Annotated in this window: 20 protein-coding genes; 10 read left to right on the top strand and 10 right to left on the bottom strand. The window is 74.3% G+C overall.

The window, feature by feature from the left end; all coding sequences use genetic code 11:
- Positions 1–81 precede the first annotated feature (81 nt).
- The gene (locus tag ACIRRU_RS28400) at positions 82–1,851 is read right to left on the bottom strand and encodes a dolichyl-phosphate-mannose--protein mannosyltransferase (RefSeq protein WP_403685177.1); all 1,770 of its coding nucleotides are present in this window, start codon (positions 1,849–1,851) and stop codon (positions 82–84) included.
- A 53-nt stretch (positions 1,852–1,904) separates the two neighbouring features.
- Here ACIRRU_RS28400 and rsmI point away from each other — a divergent pair, with 53 nt between their 5' ends.
- Complete coding sequence (rsmI, locus tag ACIRRU_RS28395) at positions 1,905–2,777, top strand: 16S rRNA (cytidine(1402)-2'-O)-methyltransferase (protein ID WP_403685175.1); 873 nt, start codon at positions 1,905–1,907, stop codon at positions 2,775–2,777.
- A gap of 218 nt (positions 2,778–2,995) precedes the next feature.
- Here rsmI and ACIRRU_RS28390 read toward each other — a convergent pair whose 3' ends face one another.
- Genes ACIRRU_RS28390 through ACIRRU_RS28370 form a run of 5 tightly spaced genes read right to left on the bottom strand, consistent with a single transcriptional unit; the run spans position 2,996 to position 6,920 of the window.
- The gene (locus tag ACIRRU_RS28390; RefSeq protein WP_403685174.1) at positions 2,996–4,060 is read right to left on the bottom strand and encodes a serine hydrolase domain-containing protein; all 1,065 of its coding nucleotides are present in this window, start codon (positions 4,058–4,060) and stop codon (positions 2,996–2,998) included.
- Between the two features lie 14 nt (positions 4,061–4,074).
- Complete coding sequence (locus ACIRRU_RS28385; RefSeq protein ID WP_403685173.1) at positions 4,075–5,004, bottom strand: DUF6895 family protein; 930 nt, start codon at positions 5,002–5,004, stop codon at positions 4,075–4,077.
- Positions 5,001–6,032: a DUF6895 family protein gene (locus tag ACIRRU_RS28380; RefSeq protein WP_403685172.1), complete on the bottom strand. Its 1,032-nt coding sequence runs from the start codon at positions 6,030–6,032 to the stop codon at positions 5,001–5,003. The genes ACIRRU_RS28385 and ACIRRU_RS28380 overlap by 4 nt, the downstream gene beginning before the upstream one ends.
- A complete protein-coding gene (locus ACIRRU_RS28375) occupies positions 6,029–6,733 on the bottom strand; it encodes a hypothetical protein (protein WP_403685171.1) in 705 nt (234 codons plus the stop codon). Before ACIRRU_RS28375 ends, ACIRRU_RS28380 begins: the two co-directional genes overlap by 4 nt.
- Positions 6,734–6,743: 10 nt before the next feature.
- Positions 6,744–6,920 carry a hypothetical protein gene (locus tag ACIRRU_RS28370; protein WP_363201206.1) on the bottom strand — a complete coding sequence of 59 codons (177 nt, stop codon included), beginning with the start codon at positions 6,918–6,920 and terminating at the stop codon, positions 6,744–6,746.
- Between the two features lie 451 nt (positions 6,921–7,371).
- On the opposite strand from ACIRRU_RS28370, the gene ACIRRU_RS28365 reads away from it, so the two are divergent.
- From ACIRRU_RS28365 to ACIRRU_RS28340, 6 genes are all read left to right on the top strand, one after another.
- Positions 7,372–7,728, top strand: coding sequence for a hypothetical protein (locus tag ACIRRU_RS28365; RefSeq protein ID WP_403685170.1), 357 nt, complete (start codon positions 7,372–7,374; stop codon positions 7,726–7,728).
- A gap of 249 nt (positions 7,729–7,977) precedes the next feature.
- Positions 7,978–8,844 (top strand): TatD family hydrolase, encoded by an 867-nt coding sequence (locus ACIRRU_RS28360; RefSeq protein WP_403685169.1) that lies wholly within the window; start codon positions 7,978–7,980, stop codon positions 8,842–8,844.
- A gap of 539 nt (positions 8,845–9,383) precedes the next feature.
- On the top strand, positions 9,384–10,550 hold the full coding sequence (locus ACIRRU_RS28355) for a ubiquitin-like domain-containing protein (protein WP_403685181.1): 1,167 nt from the start codon (positions 9,384–9,386) through the stop codon (positions 10,548–10,550).
- Positions 10,547–11,422 (top strand): 16S rRNA (adenine(1518)-N(6)/adenine(1519)-N(6))-dimethyltransferase RsmA, encoded by an 876-nt coding sequence (gene rsmA, locus ACIRRU_RS28350; RefSeq protein ID WP_403685168.1) that lies wholly within the window; start codon positions 10,547–10,549, stop codon positions 11,420–11,422. Before ACIRRU_RS28355 ends, rsmA begins: the two co-directional genes overlap by 4 nt.
- The gene (locus ACIRRU_RS28345) at positions 11,419–12,351 is read left to right on the top strand and encodes a 4-(cytidine 5'-diphospho)-2-C-methyl-D-erythritol kinase (RefSeq protein WP_403685167.1); all 933 of its coding nucleotides are present in this window, start codon (positions 11,419–11,421) and stop codon (positions 12,349–12,351) included. Before rsmA ends, ACIRRU_RS28345 begins: the two co-directional genes overlap by 4 nt.
- Positions 12,352–12,399: 48 nt before the next feature.
- Complete coding sequence (locus ACIRRU_RS28340) at positions 12,400–13,776, top strand: acyltransferase (protein ID WP_403685166.1); 1,377 nt, start codon at positions 12,400–12,402, stop codon at positions 13,774–13,776.
- Positions 13,777–13,834: 58 nt separating this feature from the next.
- Here the strand turns inward: ACIRRU_RS28340 and ACIRRU_RS28335 are convergent, their stop codons facing one another.
- The 4 genes from ACIRRU_RS28335 to ACIRRU_RS28320 all read right to left on the bottom strand — a co-directional run bounded on the left by ACIRRU_RS28335 (position 13,835) and on the right by ACIRRU_RS28320 (position 16,890).
- Positions 13,835–14,236, bottom strand: coding sequence for a hypothetical protein (locus ACIRRU_RS28335; protein ID WP_403685164.1), 402 nt, complete (start codon positions 14,234–14,236; stop codon positions 13,835–13,837).
- Between the two features lie 29 nt (positions 14,237–14,265).
- Entirely contained in the window at positions 14,266–14,841 is a 576-nt protein-coding gene (locus ACIRRU_RS28330) for a hypothetical protein (RefSeq protein WP_403685162.1), read from the bottom strand.
- Positions 14,842–15,019: 178 nt separating this feature from the next.
- Positions 15,020–16,162, bottom strand: coding sequence for a sensor histidine kinase (locus ACIRRU_RS28325; RefSeq protein WP_403685160.1), 1,143 nt, complete (start codon positions 16,160–16,162; stop codon positions 15,020–15,022).
- Between the two features lie 38 nt (positions 16,163–16,200).
- The gene (locus tag ACIRRU_RS28320) at positions 16,201–16,890 is read right to left on the bottom strand and encodes a response regulator (protein ID WP_403685158.1); all 690 of its coding nucleotides are present in this window, start codon (positions 16,888–16,890) and stop codon (positions 16,201–16,203) included.
- 132 nt (positions 16,891–17,022) lie between these two features.
- Between ACIRRU_RS28320 and ACIRRU_RS28315 the strand changes: the two genes are divergently transcribed.
- The 3 genes from ACIRRU_RS28315 to ACIRRU_RS28305 all read left to right on the top strand — a co-directional run bounded on the left by ACIRRU_RS28315 (position 17,023) and on the right by ACIRRU_RS28305 (position 23,260).
- Positions 17,023–18,834 carry an ABC-F family ATP-binding cassette domain-containing protein gene (locus tag ACIRRU_RS28315; RefSeq protein ID WP_363201215.1) on the top strand — a complete coding sequence of 604 codons (1,812 nt, stop codon included), beginning with the start codon at positions 17,023–17,025 and terminating at the stop codon, positions 18,832–18,834.
- A 306-nt stretch (positions 18,835–19,140) separates the two neighbouring features.
- Positions 19,141–21,027 (top strand): PQQ-binding-like beta-propeller repeat protein, encoded by a 1,887-nt coding sequence (locus tag ACIRRU_RS28310; protein ID WP_403685157.1) that lies wholly within the window; start codon positions 19,141–19,143, stop codon positions 21,025–21,027.
- 259 nt (positions 21,028–21,286) lie between these two features.
- The gene (locus ACIRRU_RS28305) at positions 21,287–23,260 is read left to right on the top strand and encodes a PQQ-binding-like beta-propeller repeat protein (protein WP_403685155.1); all 1,974 of its coding nucleotides are present in this window, start codon (positions 21,287–21,289) and stop codon (positions 23,258–23,260) included.
- Positions 23,261–23,300 lie beyond the last annotated feature (40 nt).

Here is a 23,300-nt window from a genome sequence, read left to right as displayed (position 1 = left end):
GGCCGCACCGACCCCGGCGCGGCGGCCCGCCCGCATGTGCGCTCCCCGCCCGCCGCGGGTCCACCGCGACGGGCGACGCGGCTACACCCAGGTGTCCAGCCACATCCGGTCCCGCCACAGGTCCTCCGGGATCGAGGTGCCGGTGTAGAGCGGCCAGAAGTAGATGAAGTTCCAGATGATCAGGAGCACCAGCACACCCACCGTGATCGCCCCGAGGGTGCGGCGGCGCTCGCCGGTCGGGTCGGGGGAGTCCAGGCCCAGTTCGGCCCGGGTGCCCCTGCCCGCGGCCGGGCCCAGGACCGCGCCGAGCATCATCGTCACGGCCAGACACAGGAACGGGACGAACACGACCGCGTAGAAGAGGAAGATCGTGCGCTCCTGGTAGAAGAACCAGGGCAGCCAGCCCGCCGCCACCCCGCAGGCGATCGCGCCCGCCCGCCAGTCCCGGCGGAAGAACCAGCGCCAGACGACGTAGGCCAGGGCGAAGCACGCCAGCCACCAGAGCAGCGGGGTGCCGATGGCGAGGACCTCGGCGGCGCACTTGCCGGTCGCGGACTGCTCGCAGCCCGTCCGCTCCTCGTAGAAGTAGGAGACCGGGCGGCCGAGGACCAGCCAGCTCCACGGGTTGGACTCGTAGGTGTGGCCCGAGGTCAGGCCGACGTGGAAGTCGTACACCTGGGTCTCGTAGTGCCACAGGCTCCGCACCCAGTCCGGCAGCAGCCAGCTCCAGGACGAGCCCTTGCCCTCGGTGGCCGCCCAGTTGCGGTAGTAGCCCTTGCCCGTGACGATCCAGCCGGTCCAGGAGACGACGTAGGTGACGATCGCCACCGGCACCGTGGAGACGAACGCGGGGAACAGGTCCCGGCGCAGCACCGCCCGGTAGGGGTGCGCCGCGCCCGCCGTGCGCCGTGCGCCCACGTCCCACAGGACCGTCATCAGGCCGAACGCGGCCAGGACGTAGAGGCCGTTCCACTTCGTGGCGAAGGCCAGGCCCAGCATCACACCCGCCGCGAGCCGCCACGGCCGCCATCCCAGCCGCAGGGTCTCCGCGATCCGCGCGTCCGGGCGCAGCACCCCCTCGGCGTCCACCGGCAGCGCGTCGGCCAGCGTCCGCCGCGCGCGGTCCCGGTCCACCACCAGGCAGCCGAACGCGGCCAGCACGAAGAACATCACGATCAGATCGAGCAGCGCGGTCCGGCTCATCACGAAGTGCAGCCCGTCCACCGCGAGCAGCAGACCCGCCAGACACCCCAGGAACGTGGAACGGAACAGCCGCCGGCCGATCCGGCAGAGGAGGAGCACGGAGAGCGTGCCGAGCACCGCCACCATGAACCGCCAGCCGAACGGCGTGAAGCCGAACAGCTGCTCACCGAAGCCGATGATCCACTTCCCGACCGGCGGGTGCACCACGTAGCCCGGGTCGGTCGGGATCGGGACCGCGTCGGGGTCCTTGAGGATCAGCTTGTCGACGTCCTTGGGCCAGGACCCCTCGTACCCCTGGTTGACCAGCGCCCACGCGTCCTTCGCGTAGTACGTCTCGTCGAATATCACCGCGTGCGGCTGGTCCAGCTTCCAGAACCGCAGCACCCCGGCGACCAGGGTCACCAGCAACGGGCCGCCCCAGGCGGACCACCGCACCAGCCGGTCGGCGAGGCGCGGCGGCACCGCGAGCACCGACCACAGCTGACGGCCGGGCCGGGTGTACGGCGGGTCCAGCCGGTCCCTGAGGGAGGTCTCCGCCCGGGGGACATGGCCGAAGCGGCGCAGCCGCCGTTGCCAGGAGGTCGGCTGTTCGCCGGGCGGGTCCCCGGCGTCTTGGCCCCGCTGGGTCTCGGGTGCGGTACTCGTCACCGCGCCATCGTAGGGAACGCATCTGTGCGAACGGTGCTGCCCGTGCTGCGAGGATGGCTGATGTGACTGGAGAGACTGGAACGCTCGTGCTCGCAGGGACCCCCATCGGAGACCTGGCGGACGCCCCGCCCCGCCTGGCCGCCGAACTGGAGCGGGCCGATGTCGTCGCCGCCGAGGACACCCGGCGGCTGCGCCGCCTCACCCAGGGGCTCGGCGTCCACACCTCGGGGCGTGTCGTCTCCTACTTCGAGGGCAACGAGTCCGCCCGTACGCCGGAGCTGGTCGAGGCGCTGGCCGACGGGGCGCGGGTGCTGCTCGTCACGGACGCCGGGATGCCGTCCGTCTCCGACCCCGGCTACCGGCTCGTCGCCGCCGCCGTGGCACGCGGCATCCGCGTCACCGCCGTCCCCGGGCCGTCCGCCGTGCTCACCGCGCTCGCCCTGTCCGGGCTGCCCGTCGACCGGTTCTGCTTCGAGGGGTTCCTGCCCCGCAAGGCCGGCGAACGGCTCTCCCGGCTCCGCGAGAACGCCGGCGAGCGGCGCACCATGGTCTTCTTCGAGGCCCCCCACCGGCTGGACGACACCCTCGTCGCGATGGCCGAGGTCTTCGGCGCGCAGCGCCGCGCCGCCGTCTGCCGGGAGCTGACCAAGACGTACGAGGAGGTGAGGCGCGGCCCGCTCGGTGAGCTGGCCGAGTGGGCCGCCGACGGGGTACGGGGGGAGATCACCGTCGTCGTCGAGGGCGCCCCCGACTCCGGTCCCGAGGAGCTGGACGCCGAGGAACTGGTGCGCCGGGTGCGGGTGCGCGAGGAGGCGGGGGAGCCGCGCAAGGAGGCCATCGCCGCCGTCGCCGCCGACGCCGGACTGCCCAAGCGCGAGGTGTTCGACGCGGTGGTCGCCGCCAAGAACGCGGAGAAGGCCCGCTGACAGGCGCAGGGCCCGGTGGCGGACAGGGGAGGACCCGGTAGCGCGGTATCAGGCGGAGGGTCCGGTGACGCGGAGAGGCCCGGTAATAGCGGGTCCGGTGGCACGGAGAGGCCCGGTAACAGCGGGTCCGGTGGCACGGAGAGGCCCGGTAACAGCGGGTCCGGTGACGCGGAGAGGGTCCGGTGACAGGCGCAGAGCAGGGTCGGCGGGGCGCGTGGTCAGTGCGTCTCCGTCAGCAGCCCGTACGCCGTCGCCACGAACGTGTCCGCCCGGTGCACCCGCCGCGTCGCCGTCGCCGCCACCGCGAGCCCCGACCCCGGGCGGAAGCCCAGGAACGCCTGCTGGCCCAGCGTCGCCCCCGCGTGGAAGAGCACCGGGCCGTACGGGGAGGGGTGGTGGAACCAGGTGAGCGTGTGGGTGTGCCCGTGCCGCAGGCCGCGCCGCAGTACGGGCCGTGTCACGTCGGCGAGCGCCGCGCTCAGGGACGGGTCGCGATGCTCCGGGCCGCCCAGGTGCGCCTCCAGGAACGACAGCAGGTCCAGCGGGGTCGCCCGCACCGCGCCCGCCGCCGCGAAGCCCCCGGTGTCCAGCGCGGGCACCGGGGTGCCGTCCCGGCGGTGGCCCACCGCGTCCGCGCCCTCCGGTCCCGGCCGCACCCGGGTCGCCGTCAGGCCGAGCGGGGTCAGCACCCGCTGGTGCAGCAGCACCTCCCAGGGGGTGCCGGTGGCCGCCGCCAGGGTGTGGCCGAGGACCGAGACGGCGAAGTTCGAGTAGTGCCAGCGGGTCCCGGGGCGGTGGCGCGGGCGGGCCCGCAGGAACGCCCGCACCACCCGGTCGGCCGGGTAGCCGCCGTAGGGGTCGGTCGACCAGCGGGGCACCGCCTGCGGGTAGAAGTCGGCCGGCAGACCCGGCAGCCCCGAGGTGTGGGTGAGCAGATGGCGCAGGGTGATCCGGCGTACCGCCGGGTGCACCGGGAGGCCCGGGGCCAAGAGGTCCGCCGCCCGGTCCTCGTAGCGGACCCGGCCCTCGGCGACCAGCCGGGCGAGCAGCAGTCCGGCGTACGGCTTCGACGCCGAGCCCAGCTCGTATGCGAGCCGTTCGCGGGGGACCGGGCCCGGCTCCGAGCCGCCGCCGGTGTGGACCGTGCGGACGCCGTTCCGGCTGACCGCGAGCACCAGGTCCGGGGCGTCGACCGCGGTGGCCGCGGTGGCCAGGAGGCGGGCCGTGGCCCGGAAGCCGGGGGCGTCCGCGCGGACCGTCGACACGTCCGTCGCGTCCGTCATGTCCGTCATATCCGTCATGCCGGGGCCGGTGCGGCGCTGAGGCCGGACAGGGCGCGGGACATCGCCAGCGCCGAGGCGAACGCGGCGACCAGCGTCGGGTGGTAGACGAGGTCGAACACCGACTCCTCGTCGCCCTCCGGCATGTCACCGACCACCGGCATCGCCCCGTCCGGCTGCTGGGCCTGCGCGAACCCCTGCCAGGCCGCCGCGTCCAGGGTGGGTTCCGGCAGGCACGCGTCGACCACCAGCAGCTCGCCCAGCAGGTCCCAGCGCCTCAGGTCCAGCCAGTCGTCCAGCCAGACCGGCAGCCACATCGCCAGGTACTCCGCGATGTCGGCGGGCAGCCCGGCGGTCCGCTCGCCCCAGTCGGTGAGGTGGAAGACGGTGTGGGTGATGTCGTAGCCGATGTGGCCCTCGACCGTCCACGGCTCGGGCCGCCGCGCCAGCCAGGTGTGGGCCAGCGCCGCTGTCTCCGGAACGCTCGGCTCCACCCCGAAGCGCCGCTCGATCGCGCTCAGCCCGAGCCGCCGCACCGGCAGCACCTCCAGCGCCGCCCAGCTGCCCAGGCGGTGGTTGAGCCGGATCGCGGACTCCAGGTCCGGCTGCCGGTAGCCCAGCTCACGGAACGGTACGTAGACCTCCAGCGGCACCGGTGAGAGCGGTTCGCGCCGCTGGCCCTCCAGCAGCCGCGCCCCGGAGCCCAGCAGCTCGTGCCAGGCGTGATCCAGCAGCTTGTGGGCGAGCGAGGCCTGCTGGGAGCCCGCCACGCCCTCGCGGAAGATGACCTTCCCGATCAGCGCCAGCTCGCCCAGCGGCTTGAACCGGTCCAGCATCCCCGCCTCCGGGGCCGGATCGGCCTCCAGCCGGAAGCCCTCGCGGTGCTCGTACAGCCAGCCCAGGGCCTTCGCCCCGACGTCGTGGATCTGCTGGATGGAGCTGCTCATGGGGTGTGCCTTTCCCGGGCGGGCCCGGTCTCGTCCGCCCGCCCCGGCGACCGCAGCGACCTCAGGGACAGGGCCGCGGCGAAGGCCGTCACGAGCGTGGAGTGATAGCAGTCGATGAAGGGATACGGGTCCGGCGGAGCGTCCTCGTCCACCGGTACGCCGGTCTCCGGCACGCACCCCGTCGGGTGCTGGGCCCCGGCCAGCACCGGCCAGACCGCGTCCAGCAGTCCGGTGGGCGACGGGCCCGGCAGCGACGCGGCCACCGCCAGCAGCTCGCCGGTCAGATCCCACTGGCCGCTCTCCAGGCAGCCGTCGGCCCACGCGGGCAGCCAGGTCCGCAGATAGCCGTCGATCCGCTCCGGCACCCGCTCGGGCATCCGGCCCCAGTCGGTGAGGTGGAAGACGGTGTGGGTCAGGGCGTAGCCGGAGGGGCCCTCGAACATCCACGGTTCCGACAGTCCGCCCAGCCAGGTCCGCGCCAGCACCCCGCCCGCGTCCGTGTGGGTCACCACCCCCACCCGCCGCTCGGAGTTGACCAGGCCCAGCTGCCGGTTGGCGTGCTGCTCGGTGTGGGCCCAGGCCCGGGTCGCGGTGAGCGGGCGGGCCAGCGCCTCGAACCCCTCGTGGCGCAGCCCGTACCCGGCGAACGCGGCGTAGATCTCGTACGGGTAGGCGGCGAACGGCTCGGCGCGCAGCAGCTCCAGGAGCAGGGCGCCCTCCCGCACCTGCGCCCAGGCGTACGCCACGAGCTCCCCGGCCAGCTCGTGCTCCGGGGTGCCGGGGGCGGTGGCGCGGCGGATGGTGGAGCCGAGCTGGGCCAGTTCGCCCAGCGGCTTGAGGGTGGCGTTGACCTGGGTGTGGGGCTCCAGGACGTCGTCGGGGAGCGCGAAACCCGCCCGGTGGTCGTCGGTCCAGGCCAGCGCGCGGGACAGCACCCCGGGGAGCACGGCGAGGGCGGAGCCGGGCGCGGGGGACGCCCCGCCCACCCCCGGGCGCCCCCGGGGGTCCTGGGTGGCGGTCGCCGTCACCGCGGCCTCGCCTCGGCCATCAGCCGGGCGGCTCGCACCTGGAGGGTGACCCGGGGGTCGTGGCCGCCCATCAGCTCGACGAAGTCCAGGCCGCGGTCCAGGCCCAGCGTGGCCGGTTCGCCGCCGACCGCGGCCAGCCAGCGCCCGGCGCCCGCCGCCTGGAGCCAGTCGCGCCGCCGGACCGCGCGGACGAACCCGCGCGCCAGGTCGACCGCCCGGTTCGCCGCCGCCCGCTGGACGGCCGAGGGGACGGCCGGGACGGCGAGCGGGGCCAGGACGGACAGCTGGTGGGTGAAGGCCTGCCAGGGGGCGTGCTCCAGCCAGGCGGCGTCGGGCTCGTCGGTCGTGGGTGCGGCCTCGCCCGGAGACGGGGTCGCGATCCGCCGGAGCGTGGAGGTCATGTGCCAGTGGCTCCAGGCCGTGGCGGCCGGGGCGTCGGGCTTGGGCGGGAACTCCCGTACCGCCCGGTCGAGCACCGCGACGTCCCCCGGATGTGGATGGCGCCCGGTCAGGACGCTGGGCAGCAGCACGTCGGCGCCGATGACCCGCACGGCGGCGACTCCGGTCCGGTTCTCCTCGTCGATGCCCGCCGCGCCGCACACCGTGGCGAGGTGGTCCCCGCTCCGCAGAGCGAGGACCACCTCCGTTGCCAGGTCATGCACGGCACCCGCTAGCGGGGACGAGGCATGTGTCTGGTCCATGTGTCGACGTTCAGCCCTTCTTCGGGCGCGGGGTCGGGGGCGAGAGCAGCAGAGCGCCGCCGCCCGCGAGGAGCGCGAGGTACGCGCACTCACGCGAGTCCCGGTAGATCCCCTCGGCCTCGCCCGGGTTGAGAGCCGTGTCGAGGTCCAGCTCGATGTCGGTGGCAGTGGTGTCCGTCGTGAACATGTGATGCTCCCCGTCCTGTGGGAAATGGGGTGGACGTAACGAGTGAAAAGCAGAAAAGCGGGGCCCGCAAATCGGGACGTGACAGCGGTGGAAATTCTGCATTCAATTGAATAGTGAATTCCAGGTGCCCCGGACGGCGAAAAGCCCGGGAATTCGGGGGAGAAGCCGGGTGGGTGCGGGGTGGTGCGCGGGCGCGTTCGCAGAGGGCAACCGGCGTGCGCGGGGGCGCTCGGTGGCCCGCCGGTCACGGCCCGTCCTGCCCCGTTCCTCAGCCGGGCCATGGAGCGGCAAAGGGGCGGCCAAAGGAGGCCAAGAACGCACCAATATCCGCTGTGAGCTGGTGCGTCCACCCGGGTCCAGGTGTCCACTGGAGGGGACGGGCCGCCCGGCGAAACCCTCGCCCGGACCGGCCGTCCCCGGAGCGCCTGACCGGCGGACCAGAGGAGCGGGCATGAGCGAGATCGCAGCGACCACCGTCCACGAGGCCTACGCCTTCGCCTGCATGAAGTGCGGGTACGGATGGGAGCAGTCCTACGAGATAGAGCACCACACGGACATCCACGGGCACCAGTTCGTCGTCTACACCGCCGACGGCCTGCGCGTCCCGTCCCCGCTCTCCACGCCCACCTGCACCAACTGCGGCGGACACGTGGTGCGCATCATGCGGGCGGGCCGGGTCGCCGGGGTCCAGGAGCTCCTGCGCAAGCAGCCCGCCCCGCGCACCGCCCACGACCCGTCGGTGTCGGCCGCCGCCCCGGAGCGCCACTGGCGGCTCGCCGACCTGCTCCACCCGTTCCACCGCAGGTGACGGACCTGGCCATCCGCAGGTGACAGGCCCGTTCCGCCGCAGCCGACGAACCTGTCCCACCGCAGGTGACGGACCTGCCCCACCGCAGGTGACGGACCTGTCCCACCGGAGGCGGCAGGCCTGTCCCACCGCAGGTGACGGGCCTCCTCCCGCCGCGGACGGCGCGGCCCGTTCCGCCCGGGTGACGGGCCACTGACGCACCCGAGGCCGACGACTCCACGAGGGCCCGGCCCTCGTAGAGTCGTCGGCATGAGCCGTACCGAAGCCCCGCCGCTGCCCGACCCCCTGCGGGTTCCGGTCGCCGACTCCCACACCCACCTCGACATGCAGGACGGCACCGTCGAGGAGGCCCTCGCCCGCGCCGCCGCGGTCAACGTCACGACGGTGGTCCAGGTCGGCTGCGACGTGCCGGGCTCCCACTGGGCCGCCGAGACCGCGGCCGCCCACACCGCCGTCCACGCCTCGGTGGCCCTGCACCCCAACGAGGCACCGCGCATCGTGCACGGCGACCCCGGGGGCACCGCGCGCCAGGGGGCCAGGGGGCCGGGCGGCAAGGCGGCGCTGGACGAGGCGCTCGCCGAGATCGACGCGCTGGCCGCCCTCGACCACGTCCGGGCGGTCGGCGAGACGGGCCTGGACTTCTTCCGTACCGGCCCCGAGGGCGTCGCCGCCCAGGAGGAGTCGTTCCGGGCGCACATCGAGATCGCCAAGCGGCACGGCAAGGCCCTGGTCATCCACGACCGGGACGCGCACGCCGACGTCCTGCGGGTCCTCGCGGACGCCGGGGCGCCCGAGCGGACGGTGTTCCACTGCTACTCCGGCGACGCGGAGATGGCCCGGATCTGCGCGGCCGCCGGATACTTCATGTCCTTCGCGGGCAACGTGACCTTCAAGAACGCCCAGCCGCTGCGCGACGCGCTCGCCGTCGCCCCCACGGGGCTGGTCCTGGTCGAGACGGACGCCCCGTTCCTCACCCCGGCGCCCTACCGGGGGCGGCCCAACGCCCCCTACCTCATCCCCGTCACCCTCCGCGCCATGGCTGCGGTGAAGGGTCTGGAGGAGGACGCCCTGGCCGCCGCGGTCTACGACAACACCGCCCGCGCCTTCGACTTCTGAGGGCCCCGGGCCCGCCCCTCCCGAGGCCCCGCACGCCCCGGTTCCGGGGCCGCGCCCGGCCCGGGTCCGGTGTCCCCTCCACCCCTCTGAACACTCCACGTGTCCGTCCGACTTTGGAGAGTGACCGGAGCTCCGCTATCGTCCCCCCGCACACAGGGGGCGGCTGGCGGAACTTCGGGAGCGGCGTGAGCACTTCGCAGGGCAGTCACCGGGCGGTACGCGGCGGTCGGCGCAGGGCGCTCGCACCACCTCCCACCGCCTCCGGGGTCCCGGCACCGGTGGCCTTCCCCGGCACGCTCCACGACCACCTGACCGTCGCCGACGGGCTCGTCGCGACAGAACCGACCACCCCCGCGCCGTCCGTCGCCGCGCCGGCCACCTCCGCCCCGTTCACCCCCGCCCCGACCGTCGCCGCGCCGACCACCCCCGCGCCGACCGTCGCCGCGCCGTACACCCCCGCGCCGTTCACGCCCGCCCCGGCCGTCGCCGCCCTCCCGCCCGCGCCGCTCACCCCGCCTGCCGCGCCCGCGCCGCTCGGGGTGCCCCGGCAGGTCCCCGCCCGCCCCGCCGCCCGGCGGGCCGCGGGGCGGCGGACCCCCGACGCGGACGCCGGGAACCTGGCGCTCAAGCGGCTCGTCCCCCGGGCCCTCGTCGTCGCGTTCCTGGCGGGCGGCACCACCGCGTTCGTCGCCCAGGACAAGGCGGTCCGGCTGGACGTCGACGGCGCGCCCCGGACCCTGCACACCTTCGCCGACGACGTCACCGAACTCCTCGCGGACGAGGGCGTCACCGTCGGCGCGCACGACCGCGTCTCCCCGGCCCCCGGCACCGGGATCGGCCACGGCGACGAGGTCGTCGTCCGCTACGGGCGGCCCGTCACCCTCACCCTCGACGGCGTCCGCCACCAGGTGTGGACGACCGCCGACACCGTGGCCGGGGCGCTGCGCGAGTTCGGGGTGCGGGCCGAGGGCGCCCACCTCTCCGCCGCCCGCTCCACCCGTATCGCCCGCACAGGTCTGGCCCTCACCGTCCGCACCGAACGCACCGTGACCTTCATGGCCGACGGCCAGGAGCGCACCCTGCGCACCAACGCCGCCACCGTCCGCGAGGCGCTCGCCCAGGCCGGCATCACCCTGGAGGGCCAGGACACCACCTCCGTCGCCCCCGGCAGCTTCCCGCGCGACGGCCAGACCGTCTCCGTCCTGCGGATCACCGACACCCACGAGGTGCGCGAGGAGACCGTCCCCTACGCCGTCGAGCGGAGCGAGGACCCCGCGCTGTTCCGGGGCGTCGAACGCGTCGAGCGGGCGGGCCGCAACGGGGTGCGCCGGGTCACCTACGCCGTGCGGACCGTCAACGGCGTACGCCTCACGCCCCGCCGGACCGCCGAGGAGCTGGTCCACCGGCCGGTCAGCCGCGTCGTGCGCACCGGCACCCGGCAGCGCCCCGCGTCGCCCGGCGGGGCGGACGGGCTGAACTGGTCCGCGCTCGCCGCCTGCGAGTCCGGCGGACGGCCGACGGCGGTCGACCCGAGCGGGACGTACGGCGGGCTCTACCAGTTCGACGCACAGACCTGGCACTCCCTCGGCGGCTCCGGACGCCCGCAGAACGCCCCCGCCGCCGAGCAGACGCACCGGGCGAAGAAGCTGTACGTGCAGCGGGGGGCGAGTCCGTGGCCGCTCTGCGGCCGTAGGCTTACCGGGTGAGCAGCACAGAGCCCGACGCCCTCCTGGGCCCCGCAGACATCCGCGACCTGGCCGCGACGCTGGGCGTACGCCCCACCAAGCAGCGCGGTCAGAACTTCGTCATCGACGCCAACACCGTCCGCCGCATCGTGCGCACGGCCGAGGTACGCCCGGACGACGTGGTCGTCGAGGTCGGCCCCGGGCTCGGCTCGCTGACCCTGGCGCTGCTGGAGGCGGCGGACCGGGTGGTCGCGGTCGAGATCGACGACACCCTCGCGGCCGCGCTGCCCGCCACGGTCCAGGCCCGGATGCCGGAGCGCGCCGACCGCTTCGCCCTCGTCCACTCGGACGCGATGCTGGTCACCGAACTGCCGGGCCCCGCGCCCACCGCGCTCGTCGCGAACCTCCCGTACAACGTGGCCGTGCCGGTCCTGCTCACCATGCTGGAACGCTTCCCGAGCATCGAGCGCACCCTCGTCATGGTCCAGTCCGAGGTCGCCGACCGGCTCGCCGCCCGCCCCGGCAACAAGGTCTACGGCGTACCCTCGGTGAAGGCCAACTGGTACGCGGAGGTCAAGCGCGCCGGGGCGATCGGCCGCAGCGTCTTCTGGCCCGCCCCGAACGTCGACTCCGGCCTCGTCTCGCTGGTCCGCCGCACCGAACCCCTCGCCACCCGGGCCTCCCGCACCGAGGTCTTCGCCGTGGTGGACGCCGCCTTCGCCCAGCGCCGCAAGACGCTCCGCGCCGCCCTGTCCGGCTGGGCCGGGTCCGCGCCCGCCGCCGAGGCCGCCCTCCTCGCCGCCGGGATCTCGCCGCAGGCGCGCGGGGAGTCGCTGACGGTGGAGGAGTTCGCGGCGATCGCGGAGCACAAGCCGGAGGTGCCGTCCCGGTGAGCGCTGACCCCGCGGGCGTCACCGTCCGCGTCCCCGCCAAGGTCAACGTGCAGCTCGCCGTGGGCGCGGCCCGCGCGGACGGCTTCCACGACCTGGCCAACGTCTTCCTCGCGGTCGGCCTGTACGACGAGGTCACCGCGGCCCCCGCCGACGAACTGCGCATCACCTGCGTAGGCCCGGACGCCGCCCGGGTCCCGCTGGACGCCACCAACCTCGCTGCCCGCGCCGCCCTCGCGCTGGCCGAGCGCCACGGCGTCGACCCGGCCGTCCACCTCCACATCGCCAAGGACATCCCGGTCGCGGGCGGCATGGCGGGCGGCAGCGCCGACGGGGCCGCCGCCCTGGTCGCCTGCGACGCCCTGTGGGGGACCGGCGCGAGCCGCGACGAACTGCTGGCGATCTGCGCCGAACTGGGCAGCGACGTGCCCTTCAGCCTGGTCGGCGGGGCCGCGCTCGGCACCGGACGCGGCGAGAAGCTGACCCCGGTCGAGGTCGGCGGAACGTTCCACTGGGTCTTCGCGGTGGCGGACGGGGGCCTCTCCACCCCCGCCGTCTACGGCGAGTTCGACCGCCTCACCGCGGGGACGGACATCCCCGAACCGACCGCCTCCCCCGACCTGCTCGCCGCCCTGCGCTCCGGCGACCCCGGAGCCCTCGCGGCCACCCTGAGCAACGACCTCCAGCCCGCCGCGCTCTCCCTGCGCCCCTCCCTCGCCGACACCCTGGCGGCGGGCACGGCGGCGGGGGCGCTGGCCGCCCTGGTCTCCGGCTCCGGGCCGACCACGGCGTTCCTGGCGGCGGACGAGGAGGCGGCCGAGAAGGTGGCGGCCGGGCTGGCGGCCTCGGGAACATGCCGCGACACCCGCGTCGCGGTGTCACCCGCCCCGGGGGCACGGGCGGTCCGGCGCACGTACTCACCCCCCGGGTGAGTACGAAGACGCTGCCGTCCCCCACCCGGCGCACGCGACCGTACGGGCATGGGATCAAGTGTTCGTGAACGCGCCGGGGCGACACCCGCCACCCGGGACCGCTACGTCGACCTCCTGCGGGTCGCCTCGCTCGCCACGGTGGTCCTCGGACACTGGCTGATGGCCGCCGTCACCCCGGACGGGGTCGGCAACCTGCTGGCCGTGGTCCCGGCCCTCCAGCCGCTGACCTGGCTGCTCCAGGTCATGCCGGTGTTCTTCTTCGTCGGCGGCTTCTCGCACGCGCTGTCCTACCGTTCGCTGCTCCGCAGACGCCCCGAAGGGTCCGAGGACTCCGTCTACTCCGCGTTCCTGCGCGCCCGTCTCCAGCGGCTGCTGCGCCCCACCACGGTCTTCGTCCTGGTCTGGGGCGCGGCGGCGCTGCTGGTCCAACTCCTGGGCGGGGGCGGCGGGCTGACCGGCGTCACGCTGCGGATGGTGACCCAGCCGCTGTGGTTCATCGGGATCTACCTGGCGATGGTCGCGTTCACCCCGCCGCTGCTGCGGCTGCACGAGCGCTACGGCTGGGGCGCGTTCGCGGGTCTGGCGGGCGCGGCGGCCGCCGTGGACGTCCTGCGGTTCGCCGCCGGGGTCCCGTACGTCGAGTTCCTCAACTTCGCGTTCGTCTGGCTGGCCGTCCACCAGCTCGGCTTCCTGCGCGCCGACGGCCGCCTCAGCCGTCCCGCGCTCCTCGCCGGTGCGGGCCTGCTCGCCGCGACCGCGCTGGTGGCGTTCGGGCCCTACCCGCTGTCCATGGTCGGAATGCCCGGCGAGAAGGTCAGCAACATGGCCCCGCCCACCCTCGCCCTGCTCGCCCACGGCCTGTGGCTCCTCGGCGCGGTCGAACTCCTCCGCGCCCCGGCCGCCCGCCTGCTGGCCCGCCCCCGGGCCTGGCGCGTGGTGGTCGCCGCCAACGGGGTGGCGATGACCGCGTTCCTCTGGCACCTCACGGCGATGTTCGGGGTCTACGGGGCGATGCTCGCCCTGCGCCTGCCGTTGCCCGAACCCGGATCGGCCGCCTGGTGGGCGCAGGTCCCGCCGCGGCTGGTCCTCGCGGCCGCCCTGACCGCCGCCCTGGTCGCCGCCTTCCGCACCGCCGAGCGCCCCCCTGCCACGCCACCGGGAGCCGCCGACGCGCGCCGCGGCCCGCTCGCGGTGTCCGCGCCCCCCGGCGCCGGCCCCCTGGCCGCCCTGGGCGCGACGCTCTGTCTGCTCGGCGTGCTGGGACTGTCCGTGGTCGGCTTCGACGGCCTGCTGGAGGGCCGCACGGCCCTGCTGATCGCCCTCCCGGTCAGCGCCCCGGGCGCCGTGGCGATGACCCTCGGCGGCTGGCTGCTGGTGGAGCGGGCGGGGCGGGGGCCGCTGCCAGGCGGGGTTCAGCGGCTGTAGGGGGACGGCGGGCGGCGGGCCCCGCAGGCCCCGCCGCCCCGTGTCCGGCCCGTCGGCTTCACCAGCCCGTCATCACGCCGCCCAGCAGCAGCGGCGCCACCAGCAGCGCCAGCAGCCTCACCAGGAAGGCCCTGCCGTCCCTGGCCGAGTCTCCGCCCCCGCCCGCGCGGCGTACGAGGAACGCGGCGACGACGCCCAGCGGGAACAGGACCGGCACGGATTCCAGGAGGGGCGGACGGTCCCCGCCCACCCAGCCCGCGGCCCAGGATCCGGCGAGACCCGCCAGTACGGCGAAGAACACCTGACCCGGGGCGAACCACCGGCTCTCCAGCACGTCGACCAGCTCACCGAAGCGGGTGCCGGCGATACGCGCCCGGGCGGCGCTGACGAGGAAGGCGGCCAGAACGGCCACTCCGGCCACGAGGAAGACCCAGCGCAGCACGGTCGCGACGACTGCCATCGGCAGAAACCCCTCTCCTGCTTCCCCGGCTACCAGCAGTTCTTGACGACGCCGTCGATGCCGAGGATCTCGGCGGCGATGGCGCCGATGCCGCCACCCGCCTCCTCGAAGACCTCCATGATCCCGTTCTTGAAGGTCTTGCCCTTCTTCTTCTTGGACTGGATCTTCTTGATCACCTTGTTCACACCACCGAGCTTGTCGATGGCCTTCTTCACCTTGTAGACCTTGGCGATGGCGAAGATGTTGGAGCCGACCGCCAGAGCGATGCCCCGGGCGCAGCCGCCCAGGTTGAACGCGTAGAGCACCGGGGTGCCGTCCGCCGCGGCCGTGCTCCGGCCGTGCGCCTCCAGCCACCGCACCGTGGCCTCCTCACCCTCGGCCAGGACCTTCTCGGGGATCGCGTCGATGATCCGCAGAGCCTCCTCGAAGGCGAGGGCCAACGCCTCGTCGTCCGCCGTCGCGCCCACCGGCACCCCGGGTGCGGGGCGCTCGGCCGGGGTGGCCTGAGCGGTGGTCGCGGTGAGCAGGACGCCGGTCGCGGTCAGGCCCGCGACGGCGACGGCGACGCGGCGGAGGGTGGTGCGGCTGAGGATGGAGACAGACACGTGCGATGTTTCCTTCTGACGGTGCCCGGCAGCTGAAACTGCCCGGCGGGGCGGACGCCGGTCGGCGCGCGTCGAGTTGTAACGAACCATGCGGAACAGCCGCAAGGCCCACCAGCCGGATGTGCCGTACATGGTGGCTTTCGCGCCTTTCATCCGCCCGGATGTCGGGGGTGTGGCCCTACACCTGTCGGACCGGCCCGGACAGCGGCAGCCGCGCGCTGACCAGGAACCCGCCGCCGTCGGCCGGACCTGCCTCCACCCCGCCCCCCAGCAGCGCGGCGCGCTCCCGCAGCCCGGACAGCCCGAGCCCCGCCCCCGGCACCCCGGCCGCGTCGGCGCCCCCGGGCGGCGGGCCGTTGGCGACATCGACCAGCAGGACGCCGTCCCTCAGCGCCAGCACCACCCGGGCCCGCGCCCCCGGAGCGTGCCGCAGAACGTTCGTCAGCGCCTCCTGCACCGTGCGGTAGGCGGCGTACTCCGTCTCCGGGCCCGGCTCGGCGTCCGCCGGCACCCGGTCCGTGAACGACGCGGCGACCCCGCTCTCCGCGACCAGCGCGGGCAGGTCCGCGAGGGAGCCGGGACCGCTCCCCGCCGCCGACGGGTCCCGCAGCACCTCCAGGGTGTCCCGCAGCTCGGTCATGGCGAGGGAGCTGATCCTGCCGATACGGGCCCCGGCCCGGCGCGCCTCGGGGGTGTCCGCGGTGACGCTCAGCACCCCAGCCTCGACGGCGATCCGGCTGACGTGGTGCGAGACGATGTCGTGCATCTCGCGGGCCAGCCGGGCCCGTTCGGCCGTCACCGCCCGCTCCTCGGCGAGCCGGTGCTCCCGGGCCAGCGCCGCCCGCGCCTCGGCCAGCCGCTCACCCAGAGCCCGACGGCTGCGGGCCACCCGCCCCAGCAGCGTCGGCCCGGCGGCCAGCAGCGCGGGCCCCAGCAGACCCGCCGCGAGGGCGGCCGGGGAACCCAGCTCCCCGCCGCGTCGGATCTCGTACGCCAGGGGCGAGAGCGCGGCGAGGAACATCCCGGCCGCGGCCCCGCCCACCACCGCGCCCCCTTGCACCAGCCGGGCCGCCGTGCCGAGCGCGAACATCGGCGCCAGCCACAGATACCCGGTCGCCGCGGCGGGCACCGCCGCGGCGACGACCAGCAGCGGCCACCGGCGCCGCACGGCCAGCGCGCCCACCGCCACCAGGTACGTGGCCAGCGTCAGCGGACCGACCTCGCCCACCACGGTCAGCAGCTCCGCCCCCGCGGCGGCGACCACGACGCCGTCCGCGAGCGCGCCTCCGGCCGGTCCGCCCCGGCGCCACGACGCCCACACCGGTACCGCACGGCGCCCTGGCCGGACGCCGGTCGCGCTCACCGGTCGCCCGCGCCCGGCGCGGCGAGGCGTCCCGGACGCTCCCGGCACATCCCGGACGCGATGACGGCCGCCTGGACGCGGTTGGCCGCGCCCAGTTTGGTGAGTACGGCACTCACGTGGTCACGGACCGTGGTCCGGCTCAGGAACAGCCGACGGCCGATCTCCTCGTTGGACATGCCCGAGGGCAGCAGCGCCAGCACCTCGCGCTCCCGCGCGGTCAGCAGCCGGACCCCCGGCGGGTCCTCGGGCCCGGTCACCTCCTCGGCCGCGGAGCCCGGCAGCGAACGGACGACCCGCTCGGAGAGCGCACTGCCCCCTGCGGCCAGCAGCCGCACCCCGGGTATCAGCTCGTCCACCGCGGAGTCCTTGAGGAGGAAACCGGCCGCCCCCGCCCGCAGGGCCCGCCGCACGTGCTCGTCCGCGCCGAAACCCGTCAGCACCGCCACCCGCGGCGGCCGCGCCGAGGACCGCAGACCGCGCAGCACCTCGACGCCGTCCGTACCCGGCATGTGCAGATCCACCAGCGCCACGTCCGGCCGGTGCAGCCGGGCCAGCTCCAGCGCGTCGCCGGGGCCGCAGACCGCTGGCACCCGGATGTCGTCGGCCGACTCCAGGATGCGCTTGAGACCGTCGCGTACCAGCGCGTCGTCGTCCACCACCAGGACGGTCACCACCGCCGAACCCACAGATTTCCCCCGTCGATCGCAAAACACCCGCACGAGGCTATCCCGGCGTCCGGCCGGCCCCGGCCCCGGACCGGCCCCCCTCCGCCGCGCCGTACCCTGGGACGGTCGATCGATCCCCCGGACAGGAGTGAAATGGCCGTCAATCTGGTCAATGTCGAGCAGGTCAGCAAGGTGTACGGCACCCGTGCCCTGCTCGACGGCGTATCCCTCGGGGTCTCCGAGGGCGACCGGATCGGTGTCGTGGGCCGCAACGGCGACGGCAAGACCACCCTCATCCGGATGCTCGCCAAGCTGGAGGAGGCGGACACCGGCCGCGTCACGCACAGCGGCGGGCTGCGGCTCGGCGTGCTCACCCAGCACGACTCGCTCGACCCGGAGGCGACCATCCGCCACGAGGTCATCGGCGACCTCGCCGACCACGAGTGGGCGGGCAGCGCCAAGATCCGCGATGTGCTGACCGGGCTCTTCGGCGGGCTCGCGCTGCCCGGCTTCGAGCACGGCCTCGACACCGTCATCGCCCCGCTCTCCGGCGGCGAGCGCCGCCGCATCGCCCTGGCCAAGCTGCTCATCGCCGAGCAGGACCTGATCGTCCTCGACGAGCCCACCAACCACCTCGACGTCGAGGGCATCTCCTGGCTCGCCGGGCATCTGCGCGTCCGCCGCTCCGCCCTCGTCTGCGTCACCCACGACCGGTGGTTCCTCGACCAGGTCTGCACCCGCATGTGGGACGTCCAGCGCGGCACCGTCCACGAGTACGAGGGCGGCTACAGCGACTACGTCTTCGCCCGCGCCGAGCGGGAGCGCATCGCGGCCACCGAGGAGACCAAGCGGCAGAACCTCATGCGCAAGGAGCTGGCCTGGCTGCGCCGCGGCGCCCCCGCCCGTACCTCCAAGCCGCGCTACCGCATCGAGGCCGCCAACGAACTCATCGCCGACGTGCCGCCGCCGCGCGACACCAGCGAGCTGATGAAGTTCGCCAACGCCCGCCTCGGCAAGACCGTGTTCGACCTGGAGGACGTGACCGTCCAGGCCGGGCCCAAGACCCTCCTCACCCACCTGACCTGGCAGCTCGGCCCCGGTGACCGCATCGGCCTGGTCGGCGTCAACGGCGCGGGCAAGACCTCGCTGTTGCGCGCCCTCGCCGAGGCCTCCCGTACCCAGGGCGAGGAGCAGCCCGCGGCCGGGAAGATCGTCGTCGGCAAGACCGTCAGGCTCGCCTACCTCTCCCAGGAGGTCCACGAGCTCAACCCGGCGCTCCGGGTCCTGGAGGCCGTCCAGCAGGTGCGCGACCGGGTCGACCTCGGCAAGGGCCGGGAGATGACCGCCGGTCAGCTCTGCGAGCAGTTCGGCTTCACCAAGGAGAAGCAGTGGACGCCGGTCGGCGACCTCTCCGGCGGTGAGCGCCGCCGGCTCCAGATCCTGCGGCTCCTGATGGACGAGCCCAACGTCCTCTTCCTCGACGAGCCCACCAACGACCTGGACATCGAGACCCTGACCCAGCTGGAGGACCTCCTCGACGGCTGGCCCGGGTCGATGATCGTGATCTCCCACGACCGGTTCTTCATCGAGCGCACCACGGACCGGGTGATGGCCCTCCTCGGCGACCGCGCCCTGCGGATGCTGCCGCGCGGCATCGACGAGTACCTGGAGCGCAGGCAGCGGATGGAGGAGGAGGCGACCCCCTCCGCCGCACCCCGCTCCGCCCCGGCCCCGGCCGCTCCCGCCGTCTCGGCGCAGGAGGCCCGCGCCGCGAAGAAGGAGTTGCAGAAGGTCGAGCGGCAGCTGGACAAGCTCTCCACCCGCGAGACCACGCTGCACCAGCAGATCGCGGAGCACGCCACCGACTTCGAGAAGGTCGCGGGGCTCGACGCGGAACTGCGCGAACTGGTCACCGAGCGCGACGAACTGGAGATGCGCTGGCTGGAACTGGCCGAGGACGCCTGACGGGGGTGGTGGTGGGGGCGCCCGGCGAGGGGGAGAGGGAGCCGCGGGCGGTGATCGCCTTCGGTGACTGTCCATCACCTCCGGCCGGGCGTAACGAGGGCATCACGACCCGGTTCTCCCTTGGGAACAGGGGCTGGACCGATCCGGTGTTCGACCGTGGACGGGTGGTAGAAAGAAGCCCCGCCCGACTGTCGTAACACCGCGGAAGCCATGCCCGATTCGCTCCTTTCCGAGGGGGATTGACCCTCCTGGGAAATGCGGGGGAGACCGGATCGCGCACCGGGCCGCACGAAGGGGGACGTGCTGATGAGCCAGCCGCCCAGCCAGCCACCGCCGCAGGGAGGCTTCGGGGCTCCGCAGGAGCAGCCGCAGGGGACTCCGCCGCCGCCCCAGGGCCCGCCGCCCGCCCAGCCGCAGACGCCGCCCTCCGGCGCTCCCGGCTACGGCTACCCGCAGACGCCGCCCACCGGCGCACCGGGCTACGGCTACCCGCAGACGCCTCCCGGCGAGCAGCCCGGTTACGGCTACCCGCAGCAGCCCGGCCAGGCGCCCGGCCCCTACGGCCAGCCCGGCCAGGCGCCCGGCCCGTACGGCCAGCCGGGCCCGTACGGTCAGCAGCCCGGCCCGTACGGACAGCAGGCCCCGGGCCCGTACGGCCAGCCGACGCAGCCCTACGGCTACCCGCAGCAGCAGTACCCCGGCTCTCCCGCACCCGGCGGACCGGGGTCCGGTGGCGGGGGCCTCAGGGGGAAGACCGGCATCGTGGTCGCGGCGGCGCTCGCCGTGGTCGTGGCCGCCGGAGTCGGCGTCTGGTTCGTCGTGGGCGACAGCGGCGACGACAAGAAGCCCGTCGCGGGCCAGAGCACCGGACCTGCCGACCCCAAGGCCCCCGCCGAGTCCCCGACGGTCGACCAGGGCGACGGCAACGGCGACGGCCGGGAGGCGAACGAGGACCTCAACGCCGGGCGCAAGCCGGGCGAGGCGAAGGTCGCCTGGCTCCAGAAGAACGACATCGACCTGCCGCGCAGCGGCGCCTCCGTGCACGGCCCCTGGTTCGCGGGCGACCTCATCGTCAAGGCCATGTACCGGAAGGTCTCCGCCTACTCCGTCGCCGACGGCAAGGAGAAGTGGAACCTCCCGCTCCCCGCCGACGTGTGCGCCACGCCCAACACCCCCACCGCCGACGGCAAGATCGTCATCGGGGTGAAGGACGGCACCACGGACAAGGCCACCTGCTCGGTCCTCCAGATGATCGACCTCACCACCGGCAAGGCCGGCTGGAAGCAGTCGGTCAAGAAGAACGGCAGCTGGGACTTCCTCTCCGACATCGGCCTCGCCATCAGCGGGGACACCGTCGCCGTCGGGCGCACCGGCAACTCCAACGCCTACCGCGTCAGCGACGGCAAGGCACTCTTCGCCACCCCCGAAGGCACCTGCAAGCCCTTCGCCTTCGCCGGGGGACCCAAGCTCATCGCCGCCGCCAGCTGCCGCACCGACGACGTCAAGAACCCGCAGCAGCAGGTCCAGGAGCTGGACCCGGCCACCGGGAAGCCCAAGTGGACCTACCAGCCGCCGCGTGGCTGGGAGGTCAGCAAGGTCTACTCGGTCAGCCCGCTCGTCGTCCGGCTCGACCAGGGCGACAAGAAGCAGTGGGCGATCGCCGCGCTCACCGAGAGCGGCAAGCTCCGCTCCCAGCTGACGCCCGCCAAGGGCGACACGCTCGTCGCCGACTGCGGCAACAGCTTCGCGATCTTCGGCAAGAAGCTCGAAGGGTGCAGCGGCGTCGCCGCCGACGCCAACACCTTCTACATGGCCACGAAGGACGACGGCAGCGGGGCCGCCCGCACCAACAAGGTCATCGCCTTCGACCTGAACACCGGCAAGCCCCGGTGGGAGGCCCCGGCCCCGGACGGACGGGTCCTGAAGCCGCTCCGTATGGAGGGCGGCGACCTGGTGCTCTACCTGCGGCCGAAGTACGACGCGAGCGGAGCGATCGTGACGCTCGCGGCGACCGGTGGCACGCCCAGGACGGTGCTCCAGCACCCCGGGGGCGCCGGCCGGATCGAGAACGGCTTCTTCTCGGCCAAGGTCCTCTACGAGGGCGGCCGCTCCTTCGTCTTCAGCGAGCGCGTGAGCGCCGGGAACGACAAGGAGGAGCTGGAGCAGTCCACCCTGCTGGCGTTCAGCAAGTGACCGCCCGCCACAGCACCTGACCGGCCGGGCGACAGCACGGACCGCCCGGTCGTGACAGCACCGGACCGCTCCCGCCGCACCAGCGCCCGACCGGCTCCGGTCGCGACGGCACCCCGCCGCGTCCGGTCCGCGACGGCACCTGGCCGAACCCGTTCCGCGAACGGCACCCGCCGTATCCGGTCCGCACCGGCCCCGTCCGGGCCGGACACGACCCACACCATCGTCCCCGCTCCTCCCGCTCACCCGAGGTACGCACGCCATGACGCAGCCGCCCCCGCAGCCACCCAACGAGCCCTCCGACGGGCCGTCGAACGGACCCGCGGACACCCCGCCCGGCCCGCCGCAGCCGAACACCCCCCCGACGCCGCCCGCCGCTCCGCCCTCCGGCGGCTTCGGCGCGCCGCAGGACCCGCCGCCCGGAGGGTTCGGCGCACCGACCCCGCCGCCCGCGGACCCCTTCGCCAAGCAGCCGCAGCAGCCGCAGCACCCCCAGCAGCACCCCCACCAGCCCCAGCAGCCGCCGACCGTCCCGTCGGCCCCGCCGGCCGGTGGCTACGGCAGCCCGCCCCCGCAGGGTGGCTACCCCACCCCGCCGGCGCCGCAGCCGAACGGCTACGGCTACCCGCAGGCGCAGCCCGGCTACGGCTACCCGCAGGGGCCCGGCGGCCCGCCCGGTCAGCCCGGAATGCCCCAGCAGGGGTACGGCTACCCCACCCAGCCGATGTACGGGGCCCCGCAGCCCGGCCCGGCCGGCGGCGGGGGCGGCAAGAAGTTCTCCACCCAGATGCAGATCATCCTGGCCGCGGCCGTCGCCGTCGTGCTGATCATCGGCGCGGGTGTCATCTACGCCAACACCGGCGGCGACGACAAGAACGGCGGCACCGACCAGGCGTCCACCTCCGGCGGTGAGGGCAAGGGCGGCGAAGGCAAGGGCGGCGAGGGCGACGGGCTGGCCGGCGGCGAGGAGAAGGCGCCCGCCAGCACCAAGGCGAAGGTCGCCTTCCAGATCCCCGAGCCGAAGGTCACCGACGTCACCACGGTCGCGGGCTCCTGGCTCACCGACAAGGCGTTCGTCAAGAGCGGCGTCAGCGAGGTCGTCGCCTACGACGCGGACAAGGGCACCGAACTGTGGACCCTGCCGCTGGAGGGCGAGGTCTGCGGCGCGTCCCGGCACATGAGCAAGGACTACAAGACGGCCATCCTCTTCGAGGAGTCCAAGGCCACCAAGGCGAACAAGTACCCCTCCTGCAACCAGGTCGGCGTCATCGACCTGACCACCGGCAAGCTGCTGTGGAGCAAGGGCGTCACCGGCGCCACCGGCGGTGACCAGCAGATCCGCTTCGACGAGGTCACCCTGAGCGGGACCACCGTCGCCGCGGGCGGCACCCGGGGCGGCGCCGCCTTCAAGCTGGACAACGGCGCCGAGCTGTGGAAGCCGAAGGTCGGCTCGGACGGCTGCTACGACATGGGCTACGCGGGCGGCGAGGCCCTCGCCACGGTCCGCAAGTGCGGTACGTACGACAGTCCGCAGCTGGAGATCCAGGCGCTGAACCCGGCGACCGGCGCACCGCTGTCCACCTTCAAGATGCCCGCGGGCGTCGACTACGCGGCCATCGTCTCCACCAAGCCGCTGGTGGTCGCGGCCGACGTCGGCGACACCGCCGGGGACGGCAGCGGCATCTCCGACTTCTTCTCCATCGACGCGGCGACCGGCAAGCTGATCGTGCGCATCCCCGCCGACGCCGACCAGTACGCGGCGCGCTGCGGCTCCACCGACGTCGAGCAGTGCCAGCACATGGCCGTCGGCAACAACCGGCTCTACCTGCCGACCGAGCAGCACGACGGCACCGGGGAGTACGGCGACACCAACGAGGTCGTCGCCTTCGACCTGAAGACCGGCAAGCTCATGGGCGCCCGTGCGGACGCGGGCGACCGCTACACCCTGGTCCCGCTCCGGATGGACGGCACCAACGTCATCGCCTACAAGCAGCCCCCGTACGACAAGGGCGGCCAGATCGTCTCCATCAACGGGGAGACCTTCAAGCAGACGCTGCTGCTGGAGAACCCGAGCGACGAGGCGGTCCGGGACGCGGAGACCCGCTTCTCCACCGACCACACCGAGTTCCTCTACGGGCAGGGGCGCTTCTTCAAGTCCAAGAAGCTCATCAGCGAGCGCAGCGGCAGCGACCTCGACCGCAAACTGTATCTGGCGCTCGGCTTCCGCGCGCAGTGACCGCCCGCGGTTCCCGAGGGCAGGGCGCACACCGATGAGG

Source organism: Streptomyces sp. NPDC101181 (assembly GCF_044767975.1).
In the GTDB taxonomy this organism is placed as follows: Bacteria; Actinomycetota; Actinomycetes; order Streptomycetales; family Streptomycetaceae; genus Streptomyces.
The sequence above is the reverse complement of the archived record's forward strand: the minus strand, read 5'-3'. Positions and strand labels throughout refer to the sequence as shown.